The sequence below is a fragment of the Rugamonas brunnea genome, assembly GCF_014042345.1.
Lineage (GTDB): Bacteria > Pseudomonadota > Gammaproteobacteria > Burkholderiales > Burkholderiaceae_D > Rugamonas > Rugamonas brunnea.
The window spans coordinates 19,336-42,867 of record NZ_JACEZT010000009.1 but is presented as its reverse complement, the minus strand read 5'-3'; the positions used below and the strand labels follow the sequence as shown (position 1 = coordinate 42,867).

Annotated in this window: 21 protein-coding genes; 7 read left to right on the top strand and 14 right to left on the bottom strand. The window is 64.9% G+C overall.

Going from position 1 to position 23,532, the window contains the following annotated elements; genetic code table 11:
- The first annotated feature begins 93 nt into the window (after nucleotides 1–93).
- The 3 genes from H3H37_RS14610 to nadC all read left to right on the top strand — a co-directional run bounded on the left by H3H37_RS14610 (nucleotide 94) and on the right by nadC (nucleotide 3,814).
- Complete coding sequence (locus tag H3H37_RS14610) at nucleotides 94–1,692, top strand: ABC-F family ATPase (RefSeq protein WP_182163722.1); 1,599 nt, start codon at nucleotides 94–96, stop codon at nucleotides 1,690–1,692.
- Between the two features lie 125 nt (nucleotides 1,693–1,817).
- A complete protein-coding gene (nadA, locus tag H3H37_RS14605; RefSeq protein WP_182163720.1) occupies nucleotides 1,818–2,951 on the top strand; it encodes a quinolinate synthase NadA in 1,134 nt (377 codons plus the stop codon).
- The gene (gene nadC, locus H3H37_RS14600; RefSeq protein WP_182163718.1) at nucleotides 2,948–3,814 is read left to right on the top strand and encodes a carboxylating nicotinate-nucleotide diphosphorylase; all 867 of its coding nucleotides are present in this window, start codon (nucleotides 2,948–2,950) and stop codon (nucleotides 3,812–3,814) included. The genes nadA and nadC overlap by 4 nt, the downstream gene beginning before the upstream one ends.
- Before the next feature lie 34 nt (nucleotides 3,815–3,848).
- Here the strand turns inward: nadC and H3H37_RS14595 are convergent, their stop codons facing one another.
- Nucleotides 3,849–4,412, bottom strand: coding sequence for a GNAT family N-acetyltransferase (locus tag H3H37_RS14595; RefSeq protein WP_182163716.1), 564 nt, complete (start codon nucleotides 4,410–4,412; stop codon nucleotides 3,849–3,851).
- 131 nt (nucleotides 4,413–4,543) lie between these two features.
- On the opposite strand from H3H37_RS14595, the gene H3H37_RS14590 reads away from it, so the two are divergent.
- Entirely contained in the window at nucleotides 4,544–4,867 is a 324-nt protein-coding gene (locus tag H3H37_RS14590; RefSeq protein ID WP_182163714.1) for an antibiotic biosynthesis monooxygenase family protein, read from the top strand.
- Nucleotides 4,868–4,953: 86 nt separating this feature from the next.
- Nucleotides 4,954–5,685: a substrate-binding periplasmic protein gene (locus tag H3H37_RS14585; RefSeq protein WP_311197503.1), complete on the top strand. Its 732-nt coding sequence runs from the start codon at nucleotides 4,954–4,956 to the stop codon at nucleotides 5,683–5,685.
- Nucleotides 5,686–5,688: 3 nt separating this feature from the next.
- Here the strand turns inward: H3H37_RS14585 and nadB are convergent, their stop codons facing one another.
- On the bottom strand, nucleotides 5,689–7,305 hold the full coding sequence (gene nadB, locus H3H37_RS14580; protein WP_182163710.1) for an L-aspartate oxidase: 1,617 nt from the start codon (nucleotides 7,303–7,305) through the stop codon (nucleotides 5,689–5,691).
- A 184-nt stretch (nucleotides 7,306–7,489) separates the two neighbouring features.
- Here nadB and H3H37_RS14575 point away from each other — a divergent pair, with 184 nt between their 5' ends.
- On the top strand, nucleotides 7,490–9,103 hold the full coding sequence (locus H3H37_RS14575; RefSeq protein WP_182163709.1) for a TIGR03013 family XrtA/PEP-CTERM system glycosyltransferase: 1,614 nt from the start codon (nucleotides 7,490–7,492) through the stop codon (nucleotides 9,101–9,103).
- Nucleotides 9,091–10,152 carry an SDR family oxidoreductase gene (locus tag H3H37_RS14570; protein WP_182163707.1) on the top strand — a complete coding sequence of 354 codons (1,062 nt, stop codon included), beginning with the start codon at nucleotides 9,091–9,093 and terminating at the stop codon, nucleotides 10,150–10,152. The genes H3H37_RS14575 and H3H37_RS14570 overlap by 13 nt, the downstream gene beginning before the upstream one ends.
- 35 nt (nucleotides 10,153–10,187) lie before the next feature.
- Here H3H37_RS14570 and H3H37_RS14565 read toward each other — a convergent pair whose 3' ends face one another.
- The 12 genes from H3H37_RS14565 to H3H37_RS14510 all read right to left on the bottom strand — a co-directional run bounded on the left by H3H37_RS14565 (nucleotide 10,188) and on the right by H3H37_RS14510 (nucleotide 23,340).
- The gene (locus tag H3H37_RS14565) at nucleotides 10,188–11,564 is read right to left on the bottom strand and encodes a SpoVR family protein (protein WP_311197502.1); all 1,377 of its coding nucleotides are present in this window, start codon (nucleotides 11,562–11,564) and stop codon (nucleotides 10,188–10,190) included.
- Nucleotides 11,561–12,727, bottom strand: coding sequence for a DUF444 family protein (locus H3H37_RS14560; RefSeq protein WP_182163705.1), 1,167 nt, complete (start codon nucleotides 12,725–12,727; stop codon nucleotides 11,561–11,563). The genes H3H37_RS14565 and H3H37_RS14560 overlap by 4 nt, the downstream gene beginning before the upstream one ends.
- 13 nt (nucleotides 12,728–12,740) lie before the next feature.
- The gene (locus H3H37_RS14555) at nucleotides 12,741–14,711 is read right to left on the bottom strand and encodes a serine protein kinase (RefSeq protein ID WP_182163703.1); all 1,971 of its coding nucleotides are present in this window, start codon (nucleotides 14,709–14,711) and stop codon (nucleotides 12,741–12,743) included.
- 171 nt (nucleotides 14,712–14,882) lie between these two features.
- Nucleotides 14,883–15,803 (bottom strand): LysR family transcriptional regulator, encoded by a 921-nt coding sequence (locus H3H37_RS14550; RefSeq protein WP_182163701.1) that lies wholly within the window; start codon nucleotides 15,801–15,803, stop codon nucleotides 14,883–14,885.
- 111 nt (nucleotides 15,804–15,914) lie between these two features.
- The gene (locus H3H37_RS14545; RefSeq protein ID WP_229218843.1) at nucleotides 15,915–16,337 is read right to left on the bottom strand and encodes an SEL1-like repeat protein; all 423 of its coding nucleotides are present in this window, start codon (nucleotides 16,335–16,337) and stop codon (nucleotides 15,915–15,917) included.
- 338 nt (nucleotides 16,338–16,675) lie between these two features.
- Nucleotides 16,676–17,077 (bottom strand): Hpt domain-containing protein, encoded by a 402-nt coding sequence (locus H3H37_RS14540; protein ID WP_182163699.1) that lies wholly within the window; start codon nucleotides 17,075–17,077, stop codon nucleotides 16,676–16,678.
- 80 nt (nucleotides 17,078–17,157) lie between these two features.
- A complete protein-coding gene (locus H3H37_RS14535; protein WP_182163697.1) occupies nucleotides 17,158–17,946 on the bottom strand; it encodes a transporter substrate-binding domain-containing protein in 789 nt (262 codons plus the stop codon).
- Nucleotides 17,947–18,057: 111 nt separating this feature from the next.
- Entirely contained in the window at nucleotides 18,058–19,137 is a 1,080-nt protein-coding gene (locus H3H37_RS14530) for an ABC transporter substrate-binding protein (RefSeq protein ID WP_182163695.1), read from the bottom strand.
- A 175-nt stretch (nucleotides 19,138–19,312) separates the two neighbouring features.
- A complete protein-coding gene (locus H3H37_RS14525; RefSeq protein WP_182163693.1) occupies nucleotides 19,313–20,128 on the bottom strand; it encodes a substrate-binding periplasmic protein in 816 nt (271 codons plus the stop codon).
- Nucleotides 20,129–20,161: 33 nt separating this feature from the next.
- Nucleotides 20,162–20,914, bottom strand: a complete 753-nt coding sequence (locus H3H37_RS14520; protein WP_182163691.1) for a substrate-binding periplasmic protein — start codon at nucleotides 20,912–20,914, stop codon at nucleotides 20,162–20,164.
- A 163-nt stretch (nucleotides 20,915–21,077) separates the two neighbouring features.
- Entirely contained in the window at nucleotides 21,078–22,412 is a 1,335-nt protein-coding gene (locus H3H37_RS14515) for a sensor domain-containing protein (protein ID WP_182163689.1), read from the bottom strand.
- A 193-nt stretch (nucleotides 22,413–22,605) separates the two neighbouring features.
- Nucleotides 22,606–23,340 carry a helix-turn-helix domain-containing protein gene (locus tag H3H37_RS14510; RefSeq protein WP_182163681.1) on the bottom strand — a complete coding sequence of 245 codons (735 nt, stop codon included), beginning with the start codon at nucleotides 23,338–23,340 and terminating at the stop codon, nucleotides 22,606–22,608.
- Nucleotides 23,341–23,532: the final 192 nt, after the last annotated feature.

Here is a 23,532-nt window from a genome sequence, read left to right as displayed (position 1 = left end):
TCAGGTCAGGTCCGCCGCCGTTTCCGCCCCGTGAGAGGCGACTGATGGTAAAATGCCCGGTTATCCAAATTCATCGCTTTAAGGGCATCCCTCGTGTTATCGACAGCAAACATTACCATGCAGTTCGGCGCCAAGCCGTTGTTTGAAAATATCTCCGTCAAATTCGGCGATGGCAATCGCTACGGCCTGATCGGCGCGAACGGCTGCGGCAAGTCCACGTTCATGAAGATCCTGGGCGGCGACCTGGAGCCGTCGGCCGGTAACGTGATGCTGGACGTGAACGAGCGCCTCGGTAAGCTGCGCCAGGACCAGTTCGCGTACGAGGAAATGCGCGTGCTCGACGTGGTCATGATGGGCCACACCGAGATGTGGGCCGCCATGCAGCAGCGCGACGCCATCTACGCCAATCCGGAAGCGACCGACGACGACTATATGCACGCGGCCGAACTGGAAGGCAAAGTGGCCGAGTACGACGGCTACACGGCCGAAGCGCGCGCCGGCGAACTGCTGCTGGGCGCGGGCGTGGAAATCGAACTGCACCAGGGCCCCATGAGCGCCGTGGCGCCGGGCTGGAAGCTGCGCGTGCTGCTGGCGCAAGCCCTGTTCTCGAATCCGGACATCCTGCTGCTCGACGAACCGACCAACAACCTGGACATCAACACCATCCGCTGGCTGGAAGATGTGCTCAACGAGCGCAACTCCACCATGATCATCATTTCCCACGATCGCCACTTCCTGAACCAGGTCTGCACCCACGTGGCCGACATGGACTACGGCACGCTGAAGATCTACCCCGGCAACTACGATGACTACATGCTGGCCTCAACCCAGGCCCGCAACCAGCAACTGGCCAACAACGCCAAGGCCAAAGAGAAGGTCGCCGAGCTGCAGGACTTCGTGCGCCGCTTCGCCGCCAACAAATCCAAGGCCCGCCAGGCGACGTCGCGCGCCAAGCAGATCGAGAAGATCAAGGTCGACGACATCAAGCCATCGTCGCGCGCCTATCCGTTCGTGCGCTTTGAAGGCGAGAAGAAGCTGCACCGCCTGGCCGTGGAAGTGGAAGGCATCTCGAAGGCCTACGACCGCCAGCTGTTCAAGAACTTCAGCATCATGGTGGAAGCCGGTGAGCGCATTGCCATCATCGGCGCCAACGGCGCCGGTAAAACCACCATGCTGCGCTGCATCGCTGGCGAGATCGCCCACCTGCAGCCGGACACGGGCCGCGTGAAGTGGGCCGAAAACGCTAACGTCGGCTACATGCCGCAGGACCCGACCGAGGACTTCGCGACCGACAAGACCCTGACCGACTGGATGGGCCAGTGGACCAAGGAAGGCGACGACGACCAGGCCGTGCGCTCCATCCTGGGCCGTTTGCTGTTCGGTGGCGACGAGGTCAAGAAGTCGGTGCGCGTGCTGTCCGGTGGCGAGAAGGGCCGCATGATGTACGGTAAGCTGATGCTGGGCCGTCACAACGTGCTGCTGCTGGACGAACCGACCAACCACATGGACATGGAATCGATCGAATCGCTTAACGTGGCGCTTGATAAATACGCCGGCACCCTGATCTTCGTGTCCCACGACCGTGAATTCGTGTCGTCGCTGGCCAACCGCATCATCGAGATCAAGGAAAACGAGGTGGTCGATTTCCATGGCAACTACGAGGACTACCTGACCAGCCAGGGCATCGCTTAATTCCCCCGGGGCGCCTATCCCCCTTGCGGCGGGATGGCGCCCTGCACGACGCGCCGCGATATGCGATAGTGTCGTTTCACGCTTTACGTCATCGCTTTACGTCAAGTTTCTCGTTACCGAACACCATGCAAACTTTAGCTATCAAGTCAGTCGAGTATGAACATCCCCAGGATGGCGGCAGCTGCACCGCGCGCGCCTGGGCCCGCACCCCGGCCACGCCCACTGCGGCCGAGCGCACGGAGCTGCGCGAGCGCATCAAGCGCCTGCTGAAGGAGCGCGAAGCCGTGCTGGTGGCCCACTACTACGTGGACGCCGACCTGCAGGACCTGGCCGAGGAAACCGGCGGCTGCGTCTCCGATTCGCTGGAAATGGCCCGCTTCGGCCGCGACCATCCGGCCAAGACCCTGGTGGTGGCCGGCGTGCGCTTCATGGGCGAGACGGCCAAGATCCTGAGCCCGGAAAAACGCATCCTGATGCCGGACCTGGACGCCACCTGCTCGCTGGACCTGGGCTGCCCGGCCGACGAGTTCACGGCGTTCTGCGATGCCCATCCGGACCGCACCGTCGTCGTCTACGCCAACACCAGCGCCGCCGTGAAGGCGCGCGCGGACTGGATGGTGACGTCCTCGATCGGCCTGGACATCGTGGCCCACCTGCACGCGCAGGGCAAGAAGATCCTGTGGGCGCCGGACAAGCACCTCGGTTCCTACATCCAGAAGCAGACCGGCGCCGACATGCTGCTGTGGCAGGGCTCCTGCCTGGTGCACGACGAATTCAAGGGCATCGAACTGGATCTGCTCAAAGCCGAGCACCCGAACGCCAAGGTGCTGGTGCACCCCGAGTCGCCCGCCAACGTGGTGGCGTTGGCCGATGTGGTTGGTTCTACCTCGCAGATGATCCAGGCCGCCGTCGAATCGGATTGCGACACCTTCATCGTCGCCACCGACAACGGCATCCTGCACAAGATGCGCGCCGCCGCGCCGGGCAAAACCTTCATCGAAGCCCCAACGGCCGGCAACAGCGCCACCTGCAAGAGCTGCGCCCACTGCCCGTGGATGGCCATGAACGGCCTGCAGAACCTGGCCGATGTGCTGGAGAACATGGGCAATGAAATTCACGTCGACCCGGCCGTGGGCCAGGCCGCCGTCAAGTCGATCAACCGCATGCTCGATTTCGCCGCGGCGAAAAAGGCCAAGGTCCAGCCGAGCGCCGACCTGGCCAAGGAAGCTGCACTGTTTTCCGGAGTCGGTCCCGCATGAGTACCCTGGTCAATCGTTTTGCCCCGTTCGACGCGCCGCTCAAGGCGGCATTTGAAGCCAACCTGCTGGCCGCGCTGCTGGAAGACGTCGGCACCGGCGACCTGACGGGCGAGCTGGTGCCCGCCGGTGGCCGCGCCACCGCGCGCGTGATCGTGCGCGAAAACGCCGTGCTATGCGGCGCGCCCTGGTTCGAAGGCATCATGAACTGCCTCGATTCGAGCATCGAGATCGACTGGCAATACGCCGAAGGCGACCTGATGACGGCCGACAGCCTGGTGTGCACCATCCAGGGCCCGGCCCGCGCCTTGCTGACGGCTGAACGCAGTGCGCTCAACTTCCTGCAACTGCTGTCGGGCGTGGCGACGGTCACGCGCCGCTACGTGGACGTGGTGGAGGGCACTTCGGCCGCCATCCTCGATACCCGCAAGACCTTGCCCGGCCTGCGCCTGGCGCAAAAATATGCGGTGCGCGTGGGAGGTGGCAAGAACCAACGCCTGGCGCTGTACGACGGCATCCTGATCAAGGAAAACCACATCGCGGCGGCCGGCGGCATCACCGCCGCCATCGCCGCCGCCATGCGGCTGGAGAAGGGCGTGTCGATCCAGGTGGAAGTGGAAAGCCTGGACGAACTGGAAGAAGCGCTGACGGCCGGCGCCACCTCCATCCTGCTCGATAACTTCAGCCTGGAGATGATGCGCGAAGCCGTGGGCCGCAATGCGGGCCGCGCGCTGCTGGAAGCTTCCGGCGGCATCAACTTCGACACCGTGCGCGCTATCGCCGAAACGGGCGTGGACCGCATCTCTATCGGCAGCTTGACCAAGGACGTGCGCGCCACCGATTATTCGATGCGCATCGTCGGCTGATACGCTATACATCGCCGCCGATTCAGCCTGTCATTCAGGCGGCGATTTCCTTCCGCATGCGCGCCAGCGGCACTTGCACGCCGCCTGGCAGCGCCAGTTCTATCCTCTCCAGCGTCGCAAAACCCTCCGCCTCGTAGAGCGGCACGCCCGGCATGGTGGCGGCCAGTTCCAGCGCCCGGAAACCGCCGGCCACCGCTTGTGCCGTACAGTGGCGCAGCAGCAGGCGGCCCAAGCCCTGGCGCGCCGCGTCCGGCGACACGAAGAAGGCGCGGATGCGGGCCGGCTCCGTGGCCGGATCGAGCAGGGGATCAGGGCCGCTCTTGGCGCGGTCGGCGCCGAACAGCGTGCTGCGCTTGCTCCAGCCGCCGCACGCCAGCGGCACGCCATCCCGTTCGATCAGGAAGTAGGTCTGGTCGGCCACCAATTGCGTGTCGACGCCGAACACGTGCCGAGTGACGGCTTGCGCCTGTTCCGGCGAGTAGAAGCCGGCGCTCAGTTCGATGCCGGAACGGGCGATCAGCGCTTCCATGGCGGGAATGTCGGACGGCTGCGCGGCGCGCAGATGGTATTGGCTTGCGGTTTCGGTCGATGAATGCATGCGGGTGCGAATAAAAATGGCTGGAGTGGCGAAGGCGGGTGGAACGCAGCGCCGGGAATGTTATATATTGTACAGTTCGACGCCCCTGTGCCAACCGGGTGTCCACGCTACCATTCATGAGGAGGAATACGATGTCCATCGCTAGTACCGGCGCCACGCCATATTACGCCGTGATCTTCACGTCCATCCGGACCAGTGGCGATGGCGGCTACGGCGACATGGCCGATGCGATGCTGGAAGCCGCTGCGAAACAGCCTGGCTTCCTCGGCGTGGAGTCGGCGCGTGAAGGATTGGGCATCACGGTGTCGTACTGGGAAAGCCTGGAAGCAATCGCCGCCTGGAAACGCGATGCGGAGCACCTGACGGCGCAAAAGCTTGGGCGCGAACAGTGGTACGAGTGTTACAAGACCCGCATCTGCAAGGTGGAACGCGACTACGATTTTTCGCGGCTATGATTCCCGCTGCGGCGCGTTTGCCTGGGGCGAGGTAAGCAATGCGGAAGGCATGGACGACACGGGACATACGCCGGATCGCATTACTGGTGCTGGCGCCATGGTCGCTGTGCGCCGCCGCCCCGGCCTGGGCGCGCGAATGGCTGGTGGCCGGCGCCCATTTCGAACGCGTGTTCGAGCGCACGGCCGACGGCGAGTTTGACGGGCTGGGACCCGCCATCGTGCGGCGGGTGGCGCAGCAGATGAACGATACCGTGCGGTTCGAACTGTATCCGTGGCCGCGCGCCCAGGCATTGGTCGCGCAGGGCAAGGTGGACCTGCTCGTGGGCCCCTACAAATCACCGGCACGGTTGGGGCAGATGGCCTTTTCCCAATTGCCGTTTTATCGTGACCAGATGGTGTTCTACGCGCGCCCGGACGCGCACATCGCGTGGACTGGCGACTACGGCAAGCTGGCCGATCGCCGCATCGTGATCCTCAATGGTTGGGTTTATGGCGCGGCCTTCACCCAGGCCAGTACGGGACTACACACGAGCGTGGCCAATACAGTGGAAAGCGGCTTGCTGATGGTGGCGCACCAGCACGTGGATTTATTCGCGACCAATGTGCGCAACACGGAGCCGGTGCTGGCCCGTCTCCACTTGACTGGCATGGTGACGCCCCTGCCGCAAGCGCTCGACCAGCAGGACGGCTATTTCGCGTTTCCCCATGACTCCGAACACGATGCGCTCCGCGCCTGTTTCGACGCGGCGTTCAGGCTGCTGGTCGAGCGCGGCGAATTGAAGCGGCTCGGCCAGCAGTTCCGGGTGCAGGTGCCGTGAGCGTCAGCCCTGGCGGCGCGATGGCGTGAGGACGCTGGGCAGCGCCTTCGGCAGCGTCTCGGGATAGTCGCGGCTGAAGTGCAGGCCGCGGCTCTCGTGCCGCTGCAGCGCGCTGTTGACGATCAGCGAGGCCACATCGACCAGGTTACGCAGCTCCAGCAAGTCGTGCGTGATGCGGAAGTTGCGGTAGTACTCGTCGATTTCTTCCTTCAGCAGCGCGATGCGGTGCTGGGCCCGTTCCAGGCGCTTGGTGGTGCGCACAATGCCCACGTAGTTCCACATGAAGCGGCGCAGCTCGTCCCAGTTGTGGGCGATCACCACTTCCTCGTCGGCGTCGGTGACCCGGCTTTCATCCCAGTCCGGCAGGTAAGGAATCTCGTCCTTTTCCTTGGCGGCGATGTCGGTCGCGCAGGCGCGGCCGATCACCAGGCATTCGAGCAGCGAATTGCTGGCCAGGCGGTTGGCGCCGTGCAGGCCGGTGCAGGCCGTCTCGCCCACCGCGTACAGGCCGGGCAGGTCGGTGCGGCCGGACAGATCGGTCACCACGCCGCCGCAGGTGTAGTGGGCGGCTGGCACGATGGGAATCGGCTGCTTGGTGATGTCGATGCCCAGTTCCAGGCAGCGCGCGTAAATGGTGGGGAAGTGCTCGATCAGGAATTCAGCGGGCTTGTGGCTGATATCGAGGTGCACATAATCGAGGCCGCGCTTCTTGATTTCGAAGTCGATGGCGCGCGCCACCACGTCGCGCGGCGCCAGTTCGGCGCGCTCGTCGTGGGCCAGCATGAAGCGGCTGCCAGCCGCCGCGCCGGCCTCGGGCGGCAGTTTCAGCAGGCCGCCTTCGCCGCGGATCGCTTCCGTGATCAGGAAGGACTTGGCGTAAGGGTGGTACAAACAGGTCGGGTGGAACTGGATGAATTCCATGTTCGACACGCGGCAACCGGCGCGCCACGCCATGGCGATGCCGTCGCCGCTGGCCGTGTCCGGATTGGTGGTGTACAGGTAGACCTTGCCGGCGCCGCCCGTGGCCAGCACCGTGTGCTCGGCCGCGAAGGTGTGGACCTGGCCGGTCTGTTCGTCCTGGACGTACAGGCCGTGGCACTTGGGCTGGGCATTGCCTTTCTTGGCCGGATGCAACTTGTCGGAGGTGATCAGGTCGATCGCGCAATGGTGCTCGAACAGGGTGATGTTCGGATGGGCGCGCACTTTCTCTTCCAGCGTCACCTGCACGGCGTGGCCGGTGGCGTCGGCCGCGTGGATGATGCGGCGCTGGCTGTGGCCGCCTTCGCGGGTCAGGTGAAAGCCCAGTTCAGCCGATTCGTCGCGCGTGAACGGCACGCCTTGCTCGATCAGCCATTCGATCGCTTCCCGGCCATGCTCGACGATGAAGCGGGTGGCGCCTTCGTCGCACAGGCCGCCGCCGGCGACCAGGGTATCGTTGATATGTTCTGCGTGGCTGTCGCCCGAATCGAGCACGGCGGCGATGCCGCCCTGGGCCCAGTTACTGGCGCCGTCCTGCAGCGCGCGTTTGGAAATGATCGCGACCGTGCGCGTTTCGGCCAGGTGCAGGGCGACCGACAAGCCGGCCAATCCGCTGCCGACAATAGCAACATCAAATTTCATGGTGAAGTCTGTTTCCGGTGAAGACCTCTACTATAGACCATTTGGCCCCCGGACGTCAGCCAGCCGGCCTGAGGCGAGGAAATTCGCCGCCGCGCTAGCCCGGCCTTGTGGCGCCTCAACATGGCCGCCGCACAGTGCGCCATGATGAAAGCTCCCCCGCTTGCTGGGAGGGCAGGAGGTCGTCGTGATCAGGATTTTCCACCATTACGTGTCGAAAATGGGCTTCATGCTGTTGATGATGGAGCTGGTGATATTGTTGGCCGTCGCGGCGGCGCCGTCGGCCGCGTGGCTGGGCTGGCGTCACCACGACGCGCCTTATCTGTCGGCGCTGGCCTACGCCCTGGTGCTGGTGTTCAGTATGAGCACGCTGGGCATGTACCAGAACAATTCCCGGGAAGATATCAAACATACGCTGTTGCGCATCCTGCCTTCGTTCGCGCTGGGATTCGGCCTGCTGAGCATGCCCATCGGCGCCTCGCCAGCCAACACGTTCGGACCATCGGCATTTGTTGTATTTTTGCTCGGCGCGGTGGCCGTGCTGGTGACCCGGCTGGCCGTGCTGGCTTCGACGCGCTCCCGTATGCTGGTCGAAAAGGTGATCCTGATCGGTGACGGCGCCACGGCCAGCGAATGCCTGGCGCTGGCGGCCGGACGCGCCGGCCTGCACCGGTTCGAAGTGGTCGGTTGCGTGCCGGTCGCGGGCGAGGTCTCGCGCGTGGCGGCCCAGGCGGTGCTGCCGGCCGACCAGTCGCTGCTGGCCCTGGCCCGGCGCCATGGGGCGACGGAAATCATCGTCACGGTCGGCGACCGCCGCAATGGCGCGTTCCCCGTGCGCCAGTTGCTCGAATGTGCGCTGGGCGGCTTGCGCATCACGGACGCGGCTACGTTCTTCGAGCGCGAGGCGTGCCAGATCCGCATCGATTCCTTGCAGCCCAGTTTCCTGATATTTGGCGGCGGCTTCGACCAGAGTTTCCTGCGCGCGACCGTCAAGCGCGCCTTTGACCTGTCGGCCAGCGGCGCTATCTGCCTCGTCACCATGCCGCTGATGCTGCTGACCGCCTTGCTGATCATGGCCGAGGATGGCGGGCCGGTGTTCTACCAGCAGCAACGGGTGGGCAAGGACGGGCGCAATTTCAATGTGCTCAAGTTCCGCAGCATGCGCATGGATGCCGAGCGCGACGGCCAGCCGCGCTGGGCCACCACCGACGATCCGCGTGTGACGCGCGTGGGCCACTGGATACGCAAGCTGCGGATCGACGAGCTGCCGCAGATGCTCAATGTGTTCAAGGGTGAGATGAGCTTCGTGGGACCCCGGCCCGAGCGTGGCTATTTCGTGGACCAGCTTTGCGGCCAGGTGGCGTACTACAACCTGCGCCACAGTATCAAGCCCGGCATCACGGGCCTGGCCCAGGTGCGCTACCGCTACGGCGCTTCCGTCGATGACGCGGTCCAGAACGTGCTGGGGCTGACCTTCAAAGAGAATTGCCCCGACCTGCGCAACTCCAAGGTGGTGGACCTGATCCGCGAACTGGAGTCGTATGGCCTGCGCGTGCATGTGCACGATCCCGTGGCGGACCCGGAGGAGGCCATGCACGAGTATGGCCTGCAACTGGAAAGCTGGGAACAATTACCGCGTGCCGACGCCCTGATCAGCGCCGTGGGCCACCGCGAATTGCTGGCCCGGCCGCTGGCCCACTACCAGGACAAGGTGATCGAGGCGGGGTGCTTCATCGATATCAAAGCCCACTTCGACCAGCGCAGCCTGCGCGACAGCGGCCTGAACGTATGGAGACTGTGAACCCCGGCGGCGAAGACGGCCTGCCCGAATCGGCCTATCAGCTCGCCCGGGAGCGGCTGGAATGCCAGCGCCACCATTGGCTGATCACGGGCGTGGCCGGCTTCATCGGCTCGCACCTGCTGGAAGCGTTACTGGAACTGGGCCAGCAGGTGACGGGCATGGACAACTTCCTGACCGGCCATGGCCACAACCTGGAGCAGGTGCGCGACCATGTGGGCGCCAGCGCCTGGCAACGCTTCCGTTTCCTGCAAGCCGATATCCGCGACGCGGCCGCCTGCCGCAACGCCTGCGCCGATGTCGATTTCGTGCTGCACCAGGCAGCGCTCGGGTCGGTGCAACGGTCAATCGAACAGCCGCAGCTGTGCAACGATATCAACGTGGGTGGTTTTCTCCAGGTGCTCACTGCGGCCCGCGAGGCGCGCGTGCGGCGCGTGGTCTATGCGGCCTCCAGCGCCACCTATGGTGACCATCCCGGCCTGCCCAAGGTCGAACACGCGATCGGCCATCCGCTCTCGCCCTATGCGGTGAGCAAATACGTCAACGAGCTGTATGCGGACGTGTGCGCTCGCTGCTACGGCCAGGAAGCCATCGGGCTACGCTATTTCAACGTCTACGGCCCGCGCCAGGACCCGGCCGGCGCCTACGCGGCCGTGATCCCCCAATGGATCGCGGCCATGCTCGCTTGCCGGCCCGTGTTCATCAACGGCGACGGCGAGACCAGCCGCGACTTCTGTTATGTGGGTAATGTGGTACAGGCCAACTTGCTGGCGGCCCTGACGCAGCGGGCCGATGCCGTCAATCAGGTGTACAACGTGGCGGTCAGCGCCCGAACCAGCCTGAATGCATTGCACGGTCTGCTCGCCGAACTGCTGGCTGAACGCCGGCCCGACTTGCCGCGCCTGGCGCCGCAGTATCTACCGTTTCGTCCCGGCGATGTGCGGCACTCCCACGCCGACATCGGGAAGGCTGCCAGCCTGCTCGGGTATGTTCCCACCCACGACTTGCGACGGGGCCTGCGGCTCGCCTTGCGCTGGTACTTGCGCCAGTAAGCGGCGCCAGCGCGGCGCTGCTGGCCATGTCGGGCTCAAGATGGCGCGCCCTCACCGGCTATGGTGCGCGGCATGCCACGCATATCGACGGTATGCAAGACCACGGGCCGGCGCCAGACCCTGGCCAGGTAGCGCATGACCTGTAACGCCTGCGGCACGTCCAGGCCGCGCCCATCGCGCTGCGCGTCATGCGTGAGCTCCAGTTTGCCATCGTCGTGCAGGCGGGTGATGCTAACGCTGGGCGCACCGTAGTTGTATTTAGGCGCCAGGATCGCTTCGTGGATCACATGCAGCTCGCGGCTCACCATGCGGGTCGCGCCATCCGGGCTGGTTTCGTGCACAAACAATTCCAGCTGATCGGCAAGGGCCCGGTCAAGGTGATTGCGGATAAAGCCGCTATCGTCCTCCTCGGCGCAAACGCGGCGGGCCGCCTCCAGGCCGTCGCGCGCCACGATGTGCTCCCACATCGCAAAGCCGAGATGGTAAGGATTGATGGACAAGGCCAGCCCCGCCGCGTCCACGTGCGGACGCACCACGTCCGAGTGGGACTTGATCGCTTGCAGGTAGCAGGACGGCGGCAGGAAGCCCGCCTCGCGCAGCAGGCGCGCATGCCAGTACGACGCCCAGCCTTCGTTCATGATCTGGCAAGCGTGGACCGGGTAAAAGTAGTATGCCTCCTCGCGTACAGCCAGGAAAACATCGCGTTCCCACGCCTCCAGTGCGGGCGCGTGGCGCGCGATAAACCATAGCAGGTCGGCTTCGGGATAGGGCGGCAGCACGGATGGCCGCTGCGGGTCGGCCAACGCTGGTGCCCTGTGGGCCGACGTGGGCGCGTGGCCCCAGCACGGGGCGGCGCCCGGCGGCGCGTGGGCCGCAGTGGTAGCCGGTCCATCATCGGCGCGGTGCAACGGCGCGTGCACGTCGATGTGGGCTTCCAACGCCAGCGCCGCGTCGAGCACGGCCTCGACACGCTGCTGTCCGAAACGCGCGACTGCCGCTTCCACGCGCCGTGCCCGGCCTGCGCTGCGCTCCAGCACTTGCGGGCCGGTCATGGCCATGACATGCCGGAATAGGGCGTTGCGTTTGATGAAATCTGCATGGCCCAGGACGTGGGCCGTCACCAAGGCATTTTGCGCCGCGCTATTACTGTCGGACAGGTAGGCCTGGCACGGGTCGCCGGGAAACATCAGCTCGAACACATGGGCGTGGCCGATGTGATGGTGCACCAGTTGGTGCAGGTAGCGCACGCCGAACGACCAATGCGGCATCCGGACCGGCAAGCCGTAGGCCGCGATTTCAAGCATGAAGTCGGCCGGGACGACGGTATACGCGACGGGCAGACAGTCCAGTCCCAGATCCTGGGCCAGCTTTTCAAGGTGTCGCCGCCAGCGGGCGGGCAGGGCGGGACTCACATCGCCACTCCCGCCGGCGGACGCGCCATGAAGAAGCTGCGCAGCGCCGGCCAGACATCATCGGGGCTGGCCAGCCGGGCGCAGCCAATCGGCCGCCCCAAGCGCGCCTGCTCTGCACACAAGCGCGTCATTTCGGAGGCGGCGGCCCGTGGCAGGCCGGGTAGTGTTTCCACATACCCCAGGAAATTCAGGCGAGTGCACAAGACGCTCAGCAACTGGCCGGCTCGCACCCGGTCCTCGCTGAAGTTCTCGCCATCGGACGCATAGTACAGGTAGCAATTGGGACCGCTGTCGCGGTAGGGGCGGTTGCCACGGTAGTGGGTGTCCGTGCATGCCAGCGCCAGCTCGAAGGCGGTGGAGGCGACCGTGCCACCTTCGCCACTGACCTGGAAGAAATCACGCTCAGCGAACTCCCACGCGTGCGTGGTATGGGCAATGAAGCGGATCGCGACCTGCCGGTATTGCCGCCTTAAGCCCCGCAAGGCCAGGAAAAAGAAGGTCTTGGCCAGCCGCCGTTCCGCGCCCGTCATGCTGGCCGACGCATCCAGGACGAAGAACACGGCGGCCGCGTCGGCCAGCCGTGGCCGCCTGGCAAGCTGGCGGAACCGCAAGTCCTCGTTGGTGAACGCTGGTCCACCAGGCTGCACCGCGCGCCGTTTGACGGCTTGCGCGAGCGTGCGGCGGCGATCGAGCCGGGAGCGGGCGCCACGCTGGTTCCAGCCGTCCCGTTCCAGCGCGGCATGGGTGAGCAAGGCCTCATGGCAGGCCTGCAAGTCGGGCAGCTGGAACGCTTCCCATAACCAGTCGATGACGTCGTCCATGGCGATGTCGAGCTGTGCATGGATGGCGCCATCGCCGCTGCCGCCGTCGGCCGCCACACCGTCGTTCGTGCCGGCTTCCCTCAGCAGCTCGCCAGGCTGGCCCGGTCCGTGGCCCGCGCCGGTTTGCCACGGACCTTGCGCCAGCCGCAAGCGCGCCAATTCCAGCTGCGACGTGGACACCCGCCAGGCGCGCGGCGCGTCCGACGTGATGGCGTCGGCAACGGCAGCCAGGTCGGGCAACTGGCTGCTGACGGCTTCGCGCAGCTTCTCATTGTGTCGCAACCAGTCGCGCGCGCCGCGGGCAAAAAGGCCATACCAGCCTCGAGCGTCCGCCTGTGCCATCGCCAGTCTCCTGTCATTCCTGCGCCAGCACGGTGGTCACGTAGCTGAGTGCTGCGCGGGCACTGTGGCTGTCGTAGCCATAGTCTGCCACCATGCGTTCCTCCACAGCCGCAATGCGGGCGCGCTGCTCGTCATCGGGGCGCCGGGCCGAGCTGACCAGGCGCAGTACGTCGCGGCGTTGCTCGAACAGCAATTGCTGCATCGCCTCGCGCAGCGGGGCGTGGCTGGCCAGGCAAAACCGTTCACCGCGCTTGTAGGCACCCATGGCCTTGCGTACCACTTCCTGCCGGAACGATTGTTTTCCCGCATCGGATACATGGATCTTTTCCTCCACCGAACGTAAAAAGCGTTCATCAGGACGCCGCGCTTCGCCGGTGATGGGGTCGCCGACCTGGCGGTTGTCGAGCATCGCTTCAACCTCGTCGAGATACTTGGCCAGCAGCGCCTCCGCTTCTTGCTCGAACGACACGAACAGGGCCTTATGGACGTCTTCCCTGACCCAGCGGTTGTAGAACTCCTTGCGGCTCAGGATGAGGAAGTCGATCCACTTGTGTTGGCGGCGCGGCTCCAGCCTGGCGTCATGCTCAATCGCGTCCTTGAGCGCCAGCAGCACCTCCATGGTGGACAAGCTCCGCCCACCAGACTGGATGATGGCGTTCGACAAGGCGTTGACGACGAAGCGCGGCGAGACGCCGGCCAAGCCCTCGTCCGGCAGCCGCTCGACCTGGCGCGGCTGTCCGCCCTCGGTGCCGGCGGCGCCCTCCGGCCCGTCGCCGGCATGCCAGCGCACTTTCGCCACCAGTTCCGGATCGCGCTCGTCGCCGCCCTGCAAGCGGGTCAGAATGGCGAACACGGCGGCAGCGCGCAGGGCGTGCGGATCGAGATGGACGTCGCGGAACGCCGGCGCCGCCGCCAGGATCAGCTTGTGATAAATGCGCGCCTCGTCGCGATAGTTGAGCGTATATGGCACTTGCACAATCACCATCCGGTCCAGCAGCGCCTCGTTTTCGCTCTCCTGCAGAAAGGTGCGGAACTCGGCCAGGTTGGTATGGGCCAGGATCACTTCATCCAGATGGATCAGCGGAAAGCGGGCCACCTTGGCATTGTGTTCCTGCGTCAGCGTGAGCAGCAGGTAGAGGAATTCGCGCTTGACCTTGAGGATCTCGATCATTTCCAGCACGCCCCGGCTGGCCGCGTAGAGCGCGCCCGACCACGACCACGCGCGCGGGTCGCCCTCGTCGCCATAGACGGCCACTTTGGCCAGGTCCACCGAGCCGACCAGGTCGGCCAGGTCGGCCGTGCTGGGATCGTGGGGCGCGTAGGTGCCCACCGCGCAGCAGCCGGCTTCCGAGATGAAGATGCGCTCGACGGGCATGCGCAGGAAGTCCCCGTCATGGTCAAGCGCAAGGCGGCTGCGGCAGTGGGGGCACAACTCTCCCGTCACGACGGCGCCGTACTGCTCCCGCAAGCCATCGCGCAAGCCGTGTGGCACCAGATGCAATGGCGATTCGTGCACGGGGCAACCCGCGATCGCGTACACGGCGCCCGCGTCCGTGTTGCTGTACGCTTCCAGTCCGCGCTTGAGGCGGATAACGAGCGTCGATTTACCGCCCGACGGTGGTCCCAGTAGCAGCAACAGCCGTCGTCCCACCTCCGATCCCGCCGCGGCCGCCTTGAAGTAGTCGGCCACCCGCCCTATCGCCTCGTCGATGCCATATAGTTCATCGGCCCACAGGCGGCAGCGCGGCCGCCCCGGCACGCCATCGAGGCCGCACCAGCACAGCATGTCCCAGACGTACTGGTGCGCAGTGCGCGACACGCTCGCGGCGCCATGCGGCATGATCTGCGCCATGAACTGTCCGAACGAGCCGGACCAATGATCCGTCGCGTACGCCGCGGCGTGCGCGCGCAGGCTGTCCAGGTAGCGTGCCCGCCCGTCGAGCGGGGCCGCCAGAAGCTTGTCATCATTGATCGCGTCGTCCATTGCCGCCCATCCTCCGTACCCAGTCTGACGGCCGGAGTTGGCTTGCCCCGGCACGTTGCAGTATCGGACGATGGCAAGGCGGGGGCATGACACTGATCAATCGCGTGCCGGGATATATTGACGGGGAGTTGACTCTAACGGTTCCCTAACCGGCCCATTTATGCCGTACAGCTATTGGTCGGGAACGGCCCGGTCCCACGGTGGCGTCCCCTGGAAGTGCTGTGCCAGGAAGTCGATCAGCACGCGCACCTTGGCGCTCAGGTGGCGCCGGCTGGGATAGACAGCCAGGATGTCGATATCGGGCACGCGGTACTCGGGCAGCACGGCTTGCAAGCGGCCGGCGCGCACATCGGCACCGACCAGGAACGTGGGCTGGCAGATGATGCCCATGCCGCCAAGCGCGGCCGCGCGGGCCGTATCGCCGTTATTGGTGTGCATGATGCAGCGCACCTTGACCGTCTGCTGGTCGCCGGCCGCATCCAGCAATTGCCATTGATCGGCCATGGCCGCGTAGCTGTAGCCTATGCATTGGTGCTGTTGCAGCTCGGCCGGGGTGGCCGGCGCGCCATACTGGCGCAGGTAGGCGGGCGAGGCGCACAGGATGTTGCGCGAGGTGGCCAGCTTGCGCGCCACGTGCGTGCCCGATCCCGCGCCGGAGATGCGGATCGCCAGGTCATAGCCTTCATCGACAATGTCGACCACGCGGTCGATCAGCGCCACTTCCAGCTGGACATCGGGATATTGCTGATGAAAACGGGGCCACAGCGGCGCCAGCTGCAGTACGCCGAAGCTGAGCGGTGCATTGATGCGCAGCAATCCATGCGGGCGCAGCGTGGCCGCCGACACGATCGCCTCCGCCTCGGCCACATCGTCAAGGATGGACTTGGCCCGCTCAAACAGTGCTTCGCCGCTGGAGGTGAGCGACATCTTGCGCGAGCTGCGATTGAGCAGGCGAGTGCCCAGGTGCGCTTCCAGGTCGCCTATGTAGCGCGTGACATTGGCGGGGGAGGTGTCGAGCGCGTCGGCCGCCCGCGCGAAGCCCTCACGGCGCACGACTTCGACAAACACTTCCAGCGCCCGCAAGCGATCCATACGTCCTCCAATTCAGCAATGATGAACGGTGGCGACACTCTCACCACCTGACCATATGGAAGTATAAATGACTACGGATGGGGCGCCGGCATGGCGCGGGCGGGGAGGGGATCAGTGCAACGCGTAGTTACTATTGGTGGCGTCCTTGAGCAGGCGCAAACCACCAAGCTCGCCAATGCGGGAGGCGCCGCTCAGCGTTTCGCCGTCGGCATAGGCGTCATTGAGGCCCCGAACGGCCTGCGCATCGCCGGCGCGGGCGGCCTGCTTGAGCAGACGGATGGCCTCACCTTGCTTGGCAGGATTGGACAGATAGCGCAGCGCAAGTTCACGCTGCGCCACCGGCGAGCCTTGCGCGGCCCATTCTTCCAGGCGCCGGTTGGCGGCGCTGTTAGTGCCTGGTCCCATGGACTGGACCGCCTGTTCAACCACGGTCGGCGATGGCATGGCATCTTCCTTGGCCTGGCAAGCGATTAATGCGCCCACCAGCACCAGCACCGAAGCCACCAACAATCCCGACTTGTTGAATAAATCCATGAATAACGACCCTTGATCCACGCAATCGCCACAGGAGGCAGTTGCAGAAAGTTGATGACGATGCAGTGCACCATTATAACCTATCGGAAACTAATTGTCTAATCCGCAATATTCCGAAGGCAAGGGGACGCCGCGATCGGCATGGCGCGCCTGTCCGGCACCATGCATTTCGGGCATAGTAGCACGAACAACAAGCAACGCCCTTCGCTCAAGGGGACTTCGCTGTAACAAGTGTAACTGTGTGTTAAACGCTTATCATCGATCACAGTCTGTGCGGCTTTTTCGCAACGCAACATAGCGCTGCCGCGTGCATGGCGCACGCGGCCGGAAGGCTCGCATCAAGCCGGTGCGGCGCCACCGGCGTGCCGGGCCAGCCAGTCGCCGGCCTGTTCCAGCACCAGCCGGTATTCAGTCTCCACGGCCGCCAGCAGTGGTCCGATGTCGGCCACACGCTGTTCCGCCAGCGCCAGTTCCAGCGCCAGCGATGCGGTCACGAGGCGCTTGGCGCCCAGGTTGCCAACCGAACCGCGCAGGCTATGGAAGATACGGCCAGCGTCGGCCAACCGCTGTTCATCGATGGCCTGGCCCGCTTGCAGCAAGGGCGTCATCGCCGGCGCGCAAGCATCGCGGACGATCTTGGTGACCACGGCGCGTGCCTTGTCATCGTCGCCCATGTATTTGAGCAGGGTATCGACGGAAAAGACGGTGTCGGTCGAACCGGGAGGGACCAGGGCGGACATACGATACTCCGAAGCAAAAGACTAGGCAGCGCCTATCATACTCTGTCTGACAACGTGCCGGCAGGGGGGGGAGCGCCTCGTCAGCGGGGGACGGACGCCTCGCAACCGGCGGGCGCGTGCGCGCACGGCCATCGGGCCGGGTCATAGGCGATATTGCGGAAGCGCTCCATCTGGCCGGACGCGCGCATCTTGCGCAAGACATCGGCCAGGCGTATGGCCAGCTGTTCGTGGCCCCTTGTCAGATAGCCATACGTGGGCGCACGCTCAAGCACGCCGGCGTTGTAGATGCCGCTGCCGCGAAACGCGTCCGACTGCAGGATCGGTTGCAGCATCTCTTCCGAGTCCACGTACAGGTCGGTGCGTCCGAGCATGACTTTGCGCAAGCCCTGTTCCGCGCCGCCCACCGCGCTCAGGCTACCGGCCGGCAGCACGCTCTCGAGCCGCTGGCGCACCACGACGTAACCGTTGCGATATTCGACCCGGTACGGGCTGCCATGCAAGCTGTCCCACCCCTGGACCTTGATGCCGGGCTTGTGCGCGTAGGCGGCCACCGTCAGGTACAGCACCGGTTCCTCGACGCGGATCAGGGATGGCTGCATGCGGCCATAGTCGTACGCCCGCACCAGTTCGCCATCGACATTACCGGCGACGGCCTCGGCACTGGCGCGCATGGCGGGCAGCACGCGGATCTGCAACGGCACATTGAGCTGGCGGAACGCCTCGGTGTATATCATGGTCAGCAACAAGCCGGCACCGGGCCCGTGCTGTTCCCACGTGCCGGCGAGCACGATGGGGCGCGGCGCCTGCGTCCAGCCCGTCACCGGCGCCAACAGGGCCGTGAACGAGAGGGCGACAGCGGCAAGTTTCATGGCAGGCGCAGGGATAGATTGGGGGCAACACCGATTCTACCGTAAAGCGGGGTACGGATTGCAAGCATGCAGCCCCATGCCGCCCCTGGCGAGCGGATCGCCATTGCGCCCTTATTGCTTGACCAGTTCGATCTGCCAGAAACCGTTCTTGCCATCCGTCTTGTGGTCGAGGATGGCTTGCGGCAACTGCACGCCCAGGCTGGCGACGCGCTGTGGATCGATCAGCACGGTGGGGACTTCCTGGCGCAGGATAGGCAGCACGTCCGGTTTGACGCGCCGTTTCAGAATCTTGGCCGCCTGCACGCCCGCCAGGCTGCCCACCATGCCGAAATCGGCGCCCACGTACAAGGCCGCGCCCGGGACGCGCACCATGGCCAGCGTGACGACGGGGATCTTGTGCTCGGCCCCGAAGTTACCCAGGTCCACGGCCGCCTCGTAGTGGCGCAGGCCGTAGTAGGTGTCGAGCGGCACGGCGTACATCTGCACGCCTTTGCCATCGTCATACAGTTCCTTCAGCGACGGGATGATGCTGTCCGTCTTGGCCACCAGGCGCGAGGTGACGTTCATGTTCATGCTGCGGCCGCTGGCCGCAGCGGCGGCCACGTTCGCCACGCCGTTCTCATCGTCGGTGTGGATCATGCCGATCCGGCTCACGTGGGGAAAAATGTCATGCACCACCTTGAGCGAATGGCCCATGTCGGCATACAGCGTGGAACCGGTGGCGCCGGGGCCGGCGTCCTCCAGCGACAGGCAGCCGACGTCTTCGGGATTGGCCACGGCCGTAAATACCAGCGGGATGTGGGCGTCGGCCAGCATGCCACGGGCGAATTTGGTGGCCGGCGTGCCGATGGTCAGCACCAGGTCCGGTTTGGCTGCCACGATGCGGGCCGCTTCCTGGCGAATCCGCATCAGCACGCCAAGGCGGCTCCAGAAGCCGCCATTCTCAATGTCGAAGTCGATCTTGACGCGGTTGATGTCGAGGTTCTTGCCCGCCACCACATCGTTACGCTGCAAGGCCGACAGGAAACCGGCATAGGCTTCCTGGTAAGGCTCGATATCGGTCACTTGCAGCACTTCGACCCGGAACGTGTGCGTTTCATCCATGGTTTCGGGCGGCAGGGGTTCGAAAGCGGACGCGGAGCGGCTGAGCACGCTCAGCGCGAAGACGAGGACAGCGTAGGTTTTTGGCATTATTGTTGGCAAGCTGGGCTAGGTCGGATGGGTGGGGCGGCGGGTGCCACCCGCTCGCAAGCGGGCGCACGCCTCGTGCATGCCAGCAATTAAACCAGAATACGATGCTACTTCGGCAATAAATCGCTAGCCTTGGCGAGCCAAATTGCGCGCCTCCCGGGCCAGCATCGGTGATTCAAGGCTGGTGCACCCCGTCGGATGGATAGGCGGCCCAGCGGGCCGTGGCATCCAAGTCGAGGTGCAGGCTGGCCAGGGCCGCCTTCCACTCCGGATCGGTGGCCAGTGCCTCGATGGCCAGGTCGAGCGCCCGCAGCAAGCCGGGACGGGCGCGGGACACGAGTATGTGGCGGGAAAAACACTGCAATGGCCGGGGCGCCACGTACAACTGCGATGCCAACGCCTGTTCCGCCACGGCATAGCTATAGATGGTATAGGGCACCACCGTCAGGTCGAGCCGCCGCCTGGCGACCTTGTTCAAGCCGCTCAATTCGTCCTGGCTGTCCTCCCGCACCAGTTTGCCGGCGCGGGCCAATTCATCCAGGACACTGTAGCGATAGCCGCGCACCGCGCCAAAGCGCAAGCCCGCCAGCGAGGCCGGCCCTTGATAATCAACCGGCGCCTCCCTGGACGAAATGACGAGATTGCAGTCGGTGAACAAGGGACGGGACCACAGGAAACGGGTGCGGGCCGCATCATCGACAAAGCGTGGATTGATGAACAGCACGGCGCCCGTGAACGCGCTTCCTTTGTTCAGTTCGCTCAAGTCGAGCCGGATGCGGGGAATCTGGCGCAAGGACAAGCGGTAGCGGGGCGCCAGCTTGTCGTTGAGCCGCTCCACCAGCGCATGCGCCAGTCCATGGTCGGCGTCGACAAAGTAGGGCGCCACCGCATAGCTGTTGAAGGCGGTGACGGTTTCCACAGCCGCCAACGTGCAAGGCGCGCCCGACAGCAAGGCCGCCGCGACCATCCAGGCCGGCGCCAGCGGCTTCACGGCGTGACCTGGAAAGGAACGGCGGCGCGCATCTCACTCCAGCCCGTATTTGGCCAGCACCGCTTTCCACGCGGGATCGCCCTTCATGCCAGCCACGACGGTATCGAGCTCCTTGCCCAGCGCCGCGTTGTCCTTGGCAACGAAAATGTGGCGGTCGAATTCCAGGTGGGTCTTGCTGGACGTGTACAGATTGCTGCGCTCAGCGTTCTGCTTGCCCATTTGCTGCATCAGGTAACGGAAGGTGCTGTTGGCCATGATGGTGACATCGATCTTGCCGGCCCCGAGCTTCTTGATGTTCGACAGTTCCTCGCCCACTTCCTCTTTCTGGATATCCTTGCCGAAACGGTCCTCCAGGCCCATGTAGCGATTGCCGCGCACGGCGCCGAACTTCAGGCCCTTGAACGTGTCCGGGCCGGCATATTCGAGCTTGCGGCTGCCCAGGCTGATCACGGCGTTGGAGTCGTGCAGCAGCGGCTGGGTCCACAGATAGCGGGTCTTGGCCGCGTCATCGACAAATGGCGGACTGAGGAACAACACGGCGCCCTTGAAGCCGGGGTCGCCAATCACGTTCTTGTTGAGCGCCTCGCGCGGCATCTGGGTCAGCTTGAAGTGGTATTTGCCTTTCAGCTTGTTGTTCAGATAGCCAACCAGGTCGCTGGCCAAGCCGCCTTCGCCCACCACGAACGGGACCGACTGATAGGTGTTGTAAGCGGGCAGCGTTTCCTCGGCGGCCAAGGCGGCGCCGGAGAGCAGGACAGCAAACAGGAAGGCGGGCAATTTCGGCATGGCGTCTCCTCAGGGTGGGCAATGGGCGGACAGGGCGTGGCCGGGACACCAGGATTGTTGCCCCAGGTCACAAAAATATAGCATGACCATTGCCCCGGGAACATGCAACGACTTGAACCGGACGATTTTGCAACAGCGATCCGGTAGTCGCCGCCCGCGCCGCTCACATCGGCGCTGGCTGCGTCTTGCTGGCGTACATGGCATTGTCGGCGTGGCGCAGCAGTTGCTGCATGTCCGCCCCGTGGTCCGGGTAGTGGGCCACACCGATGCTGGCAGCGATCTGCAGATTACCCCGATCTGCCAGCGGCACCGGCAAGGCCAGCGCCTCATGGATCTTGTCCTTGACCGCCAGCGCATGGTCGGGCAAACCCACGTTTTCCAGGATCACGACGAATTCATCGCCGCCGATGCGGGCCACGGTATCACTTTCACGCACGCAAGCCTGGATGCGCCACGCCACTTCCTTGAGCAACAGATCGCCACTGGCATGGCCGTACTCGTCATTGATCAGCTTGAACTTGTCCAGATCGATGAACAGCAGCGACAGCCGGCCTTGCTGGCGCTGGGCGCGCGCGAAGGCCGTCTCCAGCCGGTCGTGGAACAGGCGCCGGTTAGGCAGGCGCGTCAGTTCGTCGTGCTGGGCCATGAACCGCAACTGGGCGTGCATGCGCTTGCGCTGGATGGCCGTGGCCACCTGGGTGGAGACGAACAACAGCAAGTCGCGGTCGGCGTCGGTGTAGGCATGCTCGCCCTGGCCTTGCAGCATCAGCACGCCTATCGGTCCTTGCGAGGTGGTCAGGGGCACGCCCAACCAGCTGACCGGCGCCAGCCCCGCAGCCGAACGCAACGCTTCGGGCAAGCCGGCCAGGGTGGAGGAGTCGAGCAACAACGGCCGCCCCATCCGCCGCACTTCCTCGCCCATCACGCGCGCCAGCAAGCTTTGGGGCAGCGGCCCTTGCTGGTCGGCGTGGTAGGCGAAGCGCAACTGGTCGCTACAGCTGTCATGCAAGGCGACGACGAAACAGGCGGCCGGCAGCAAGCCGCCAATAATCTGATGGATGTGCTGGAACAGTTGCGGCAAGTCGTCGGTGGCGTGGGCGGCCTCGGAGATCGCGTACAGGGCCGCCTGGGTCGCCTCGGCCCGCTTGGCGGCCGAGATGTCGCGCGCCACCGCCACCCGCAACTGGTGCTGCTCCGACCAGCGCGCCGACCACAACAGGTGCACCAGGCTGCCATCCTTGCGCACGTAGCGATTCTCGAAGTGCAGGTTGGGCTGGCCGTCCATGATGGTGCGCGCGGCGGCCAGCGTGCGTTCGCGGTCCTCGGGCGCCACCATGTCGATCATGGTGCGGCCCCGCATTTCCTCCGCCGTGTAGCCGAAGATGCGCTCGCAGGCGGCGCTGGCGAACACAAAGCGTCCCGCGGCATCGACCATGCAGACGGCATCCATCAGGAGGTCGGCGAAGTTGGCCACCGGAGCCGGAAAGAATTTTTCCATATTGCAATATTTGCGACGAGGCACGTAGATGGGAACTACTGTACTACCAAGTGCACGGGGCACAAAGCACAAACGTGCTGACGCACCGCCACGTGTAGCGTCATGCCGCCCAGGGAAGACAGGGCGGCGCCGAGTGCCGGGCAAGCATAGGCCAGGGGAAGGGCGGAAAGGGTGGCGGCAGGTGTTGGCGCGGTCAGTGGGCGAGCGCGCGCGCCGGGGCGCCGTTGGCCACGCGTCCCAGCGCGACCGTATCACGCAAGGTGACGACGCGCCCGTCCACGGCGATCACACCGGTGTCCCTGAGCTGGGACAACTGGCGACTTACGCTCTCGGCCGTCAAACCGAGAAACTGGGCGATATGTTTGCGCTCCATGGTCAGGCGGAAGCACGATGCCGAGTAGCCGCGTTCCCGGAAGCGGGCGGACAGGTTGATGAGGAACGCCGCCACCCGCTGGATCGCCAGCGTATGGTAGAGCGACAAGCCGTTCACCTGCTCCTCGGCTAGCAGTTTGCCGAACCGCTCATACAGCCGCGCGATTTGGGCCGGGTCGTGGCGGCACGCGATTTCGCACACCTCCGTATCCTCCAGCGCGACCACGGTACAGCCGTGGCGTTTGAAACCGATGCTCTCCAGACCCGCATAGTCGCCACTCATGAGAAAGCGATTGATGTTCTTGCGCCCCATGGAGTCGACCCGCACCGACATCATGCTGCCGCAGCGTACGACGAAATAGCTGTTATCGGTCTGGTCACCGGCCATGAATAGCGTCTCGCCACGCAGCACGCGATGGCGTCGCCTGATCAACTGGGGAATTGGCGCGCGCCTGTCATCGGTCATGGGCAGGCATGCGTCCCTGTTCTTGCATGCCACGCAGGTATCGTTTGTTTCCTCGCCATTGCGCGTTGCGGGTGAAGTCAGGATAGTCATGGATGCAACCTCAAAATATGTGCGCGGCAATGCCCCAGCGCACGGCGCGTGGGACGATCGTCAGTGATCGGCCGGAAATCGATATGGGGGGGGCAGCGCGCGGCGCGCCGGCGGATGCGGGTGTCGCTGGGACAGGGCATCCTCGCCAGGAGTTGGGGCGTTACAGTGCAAGCGACCGCAGACGGAGTGGGG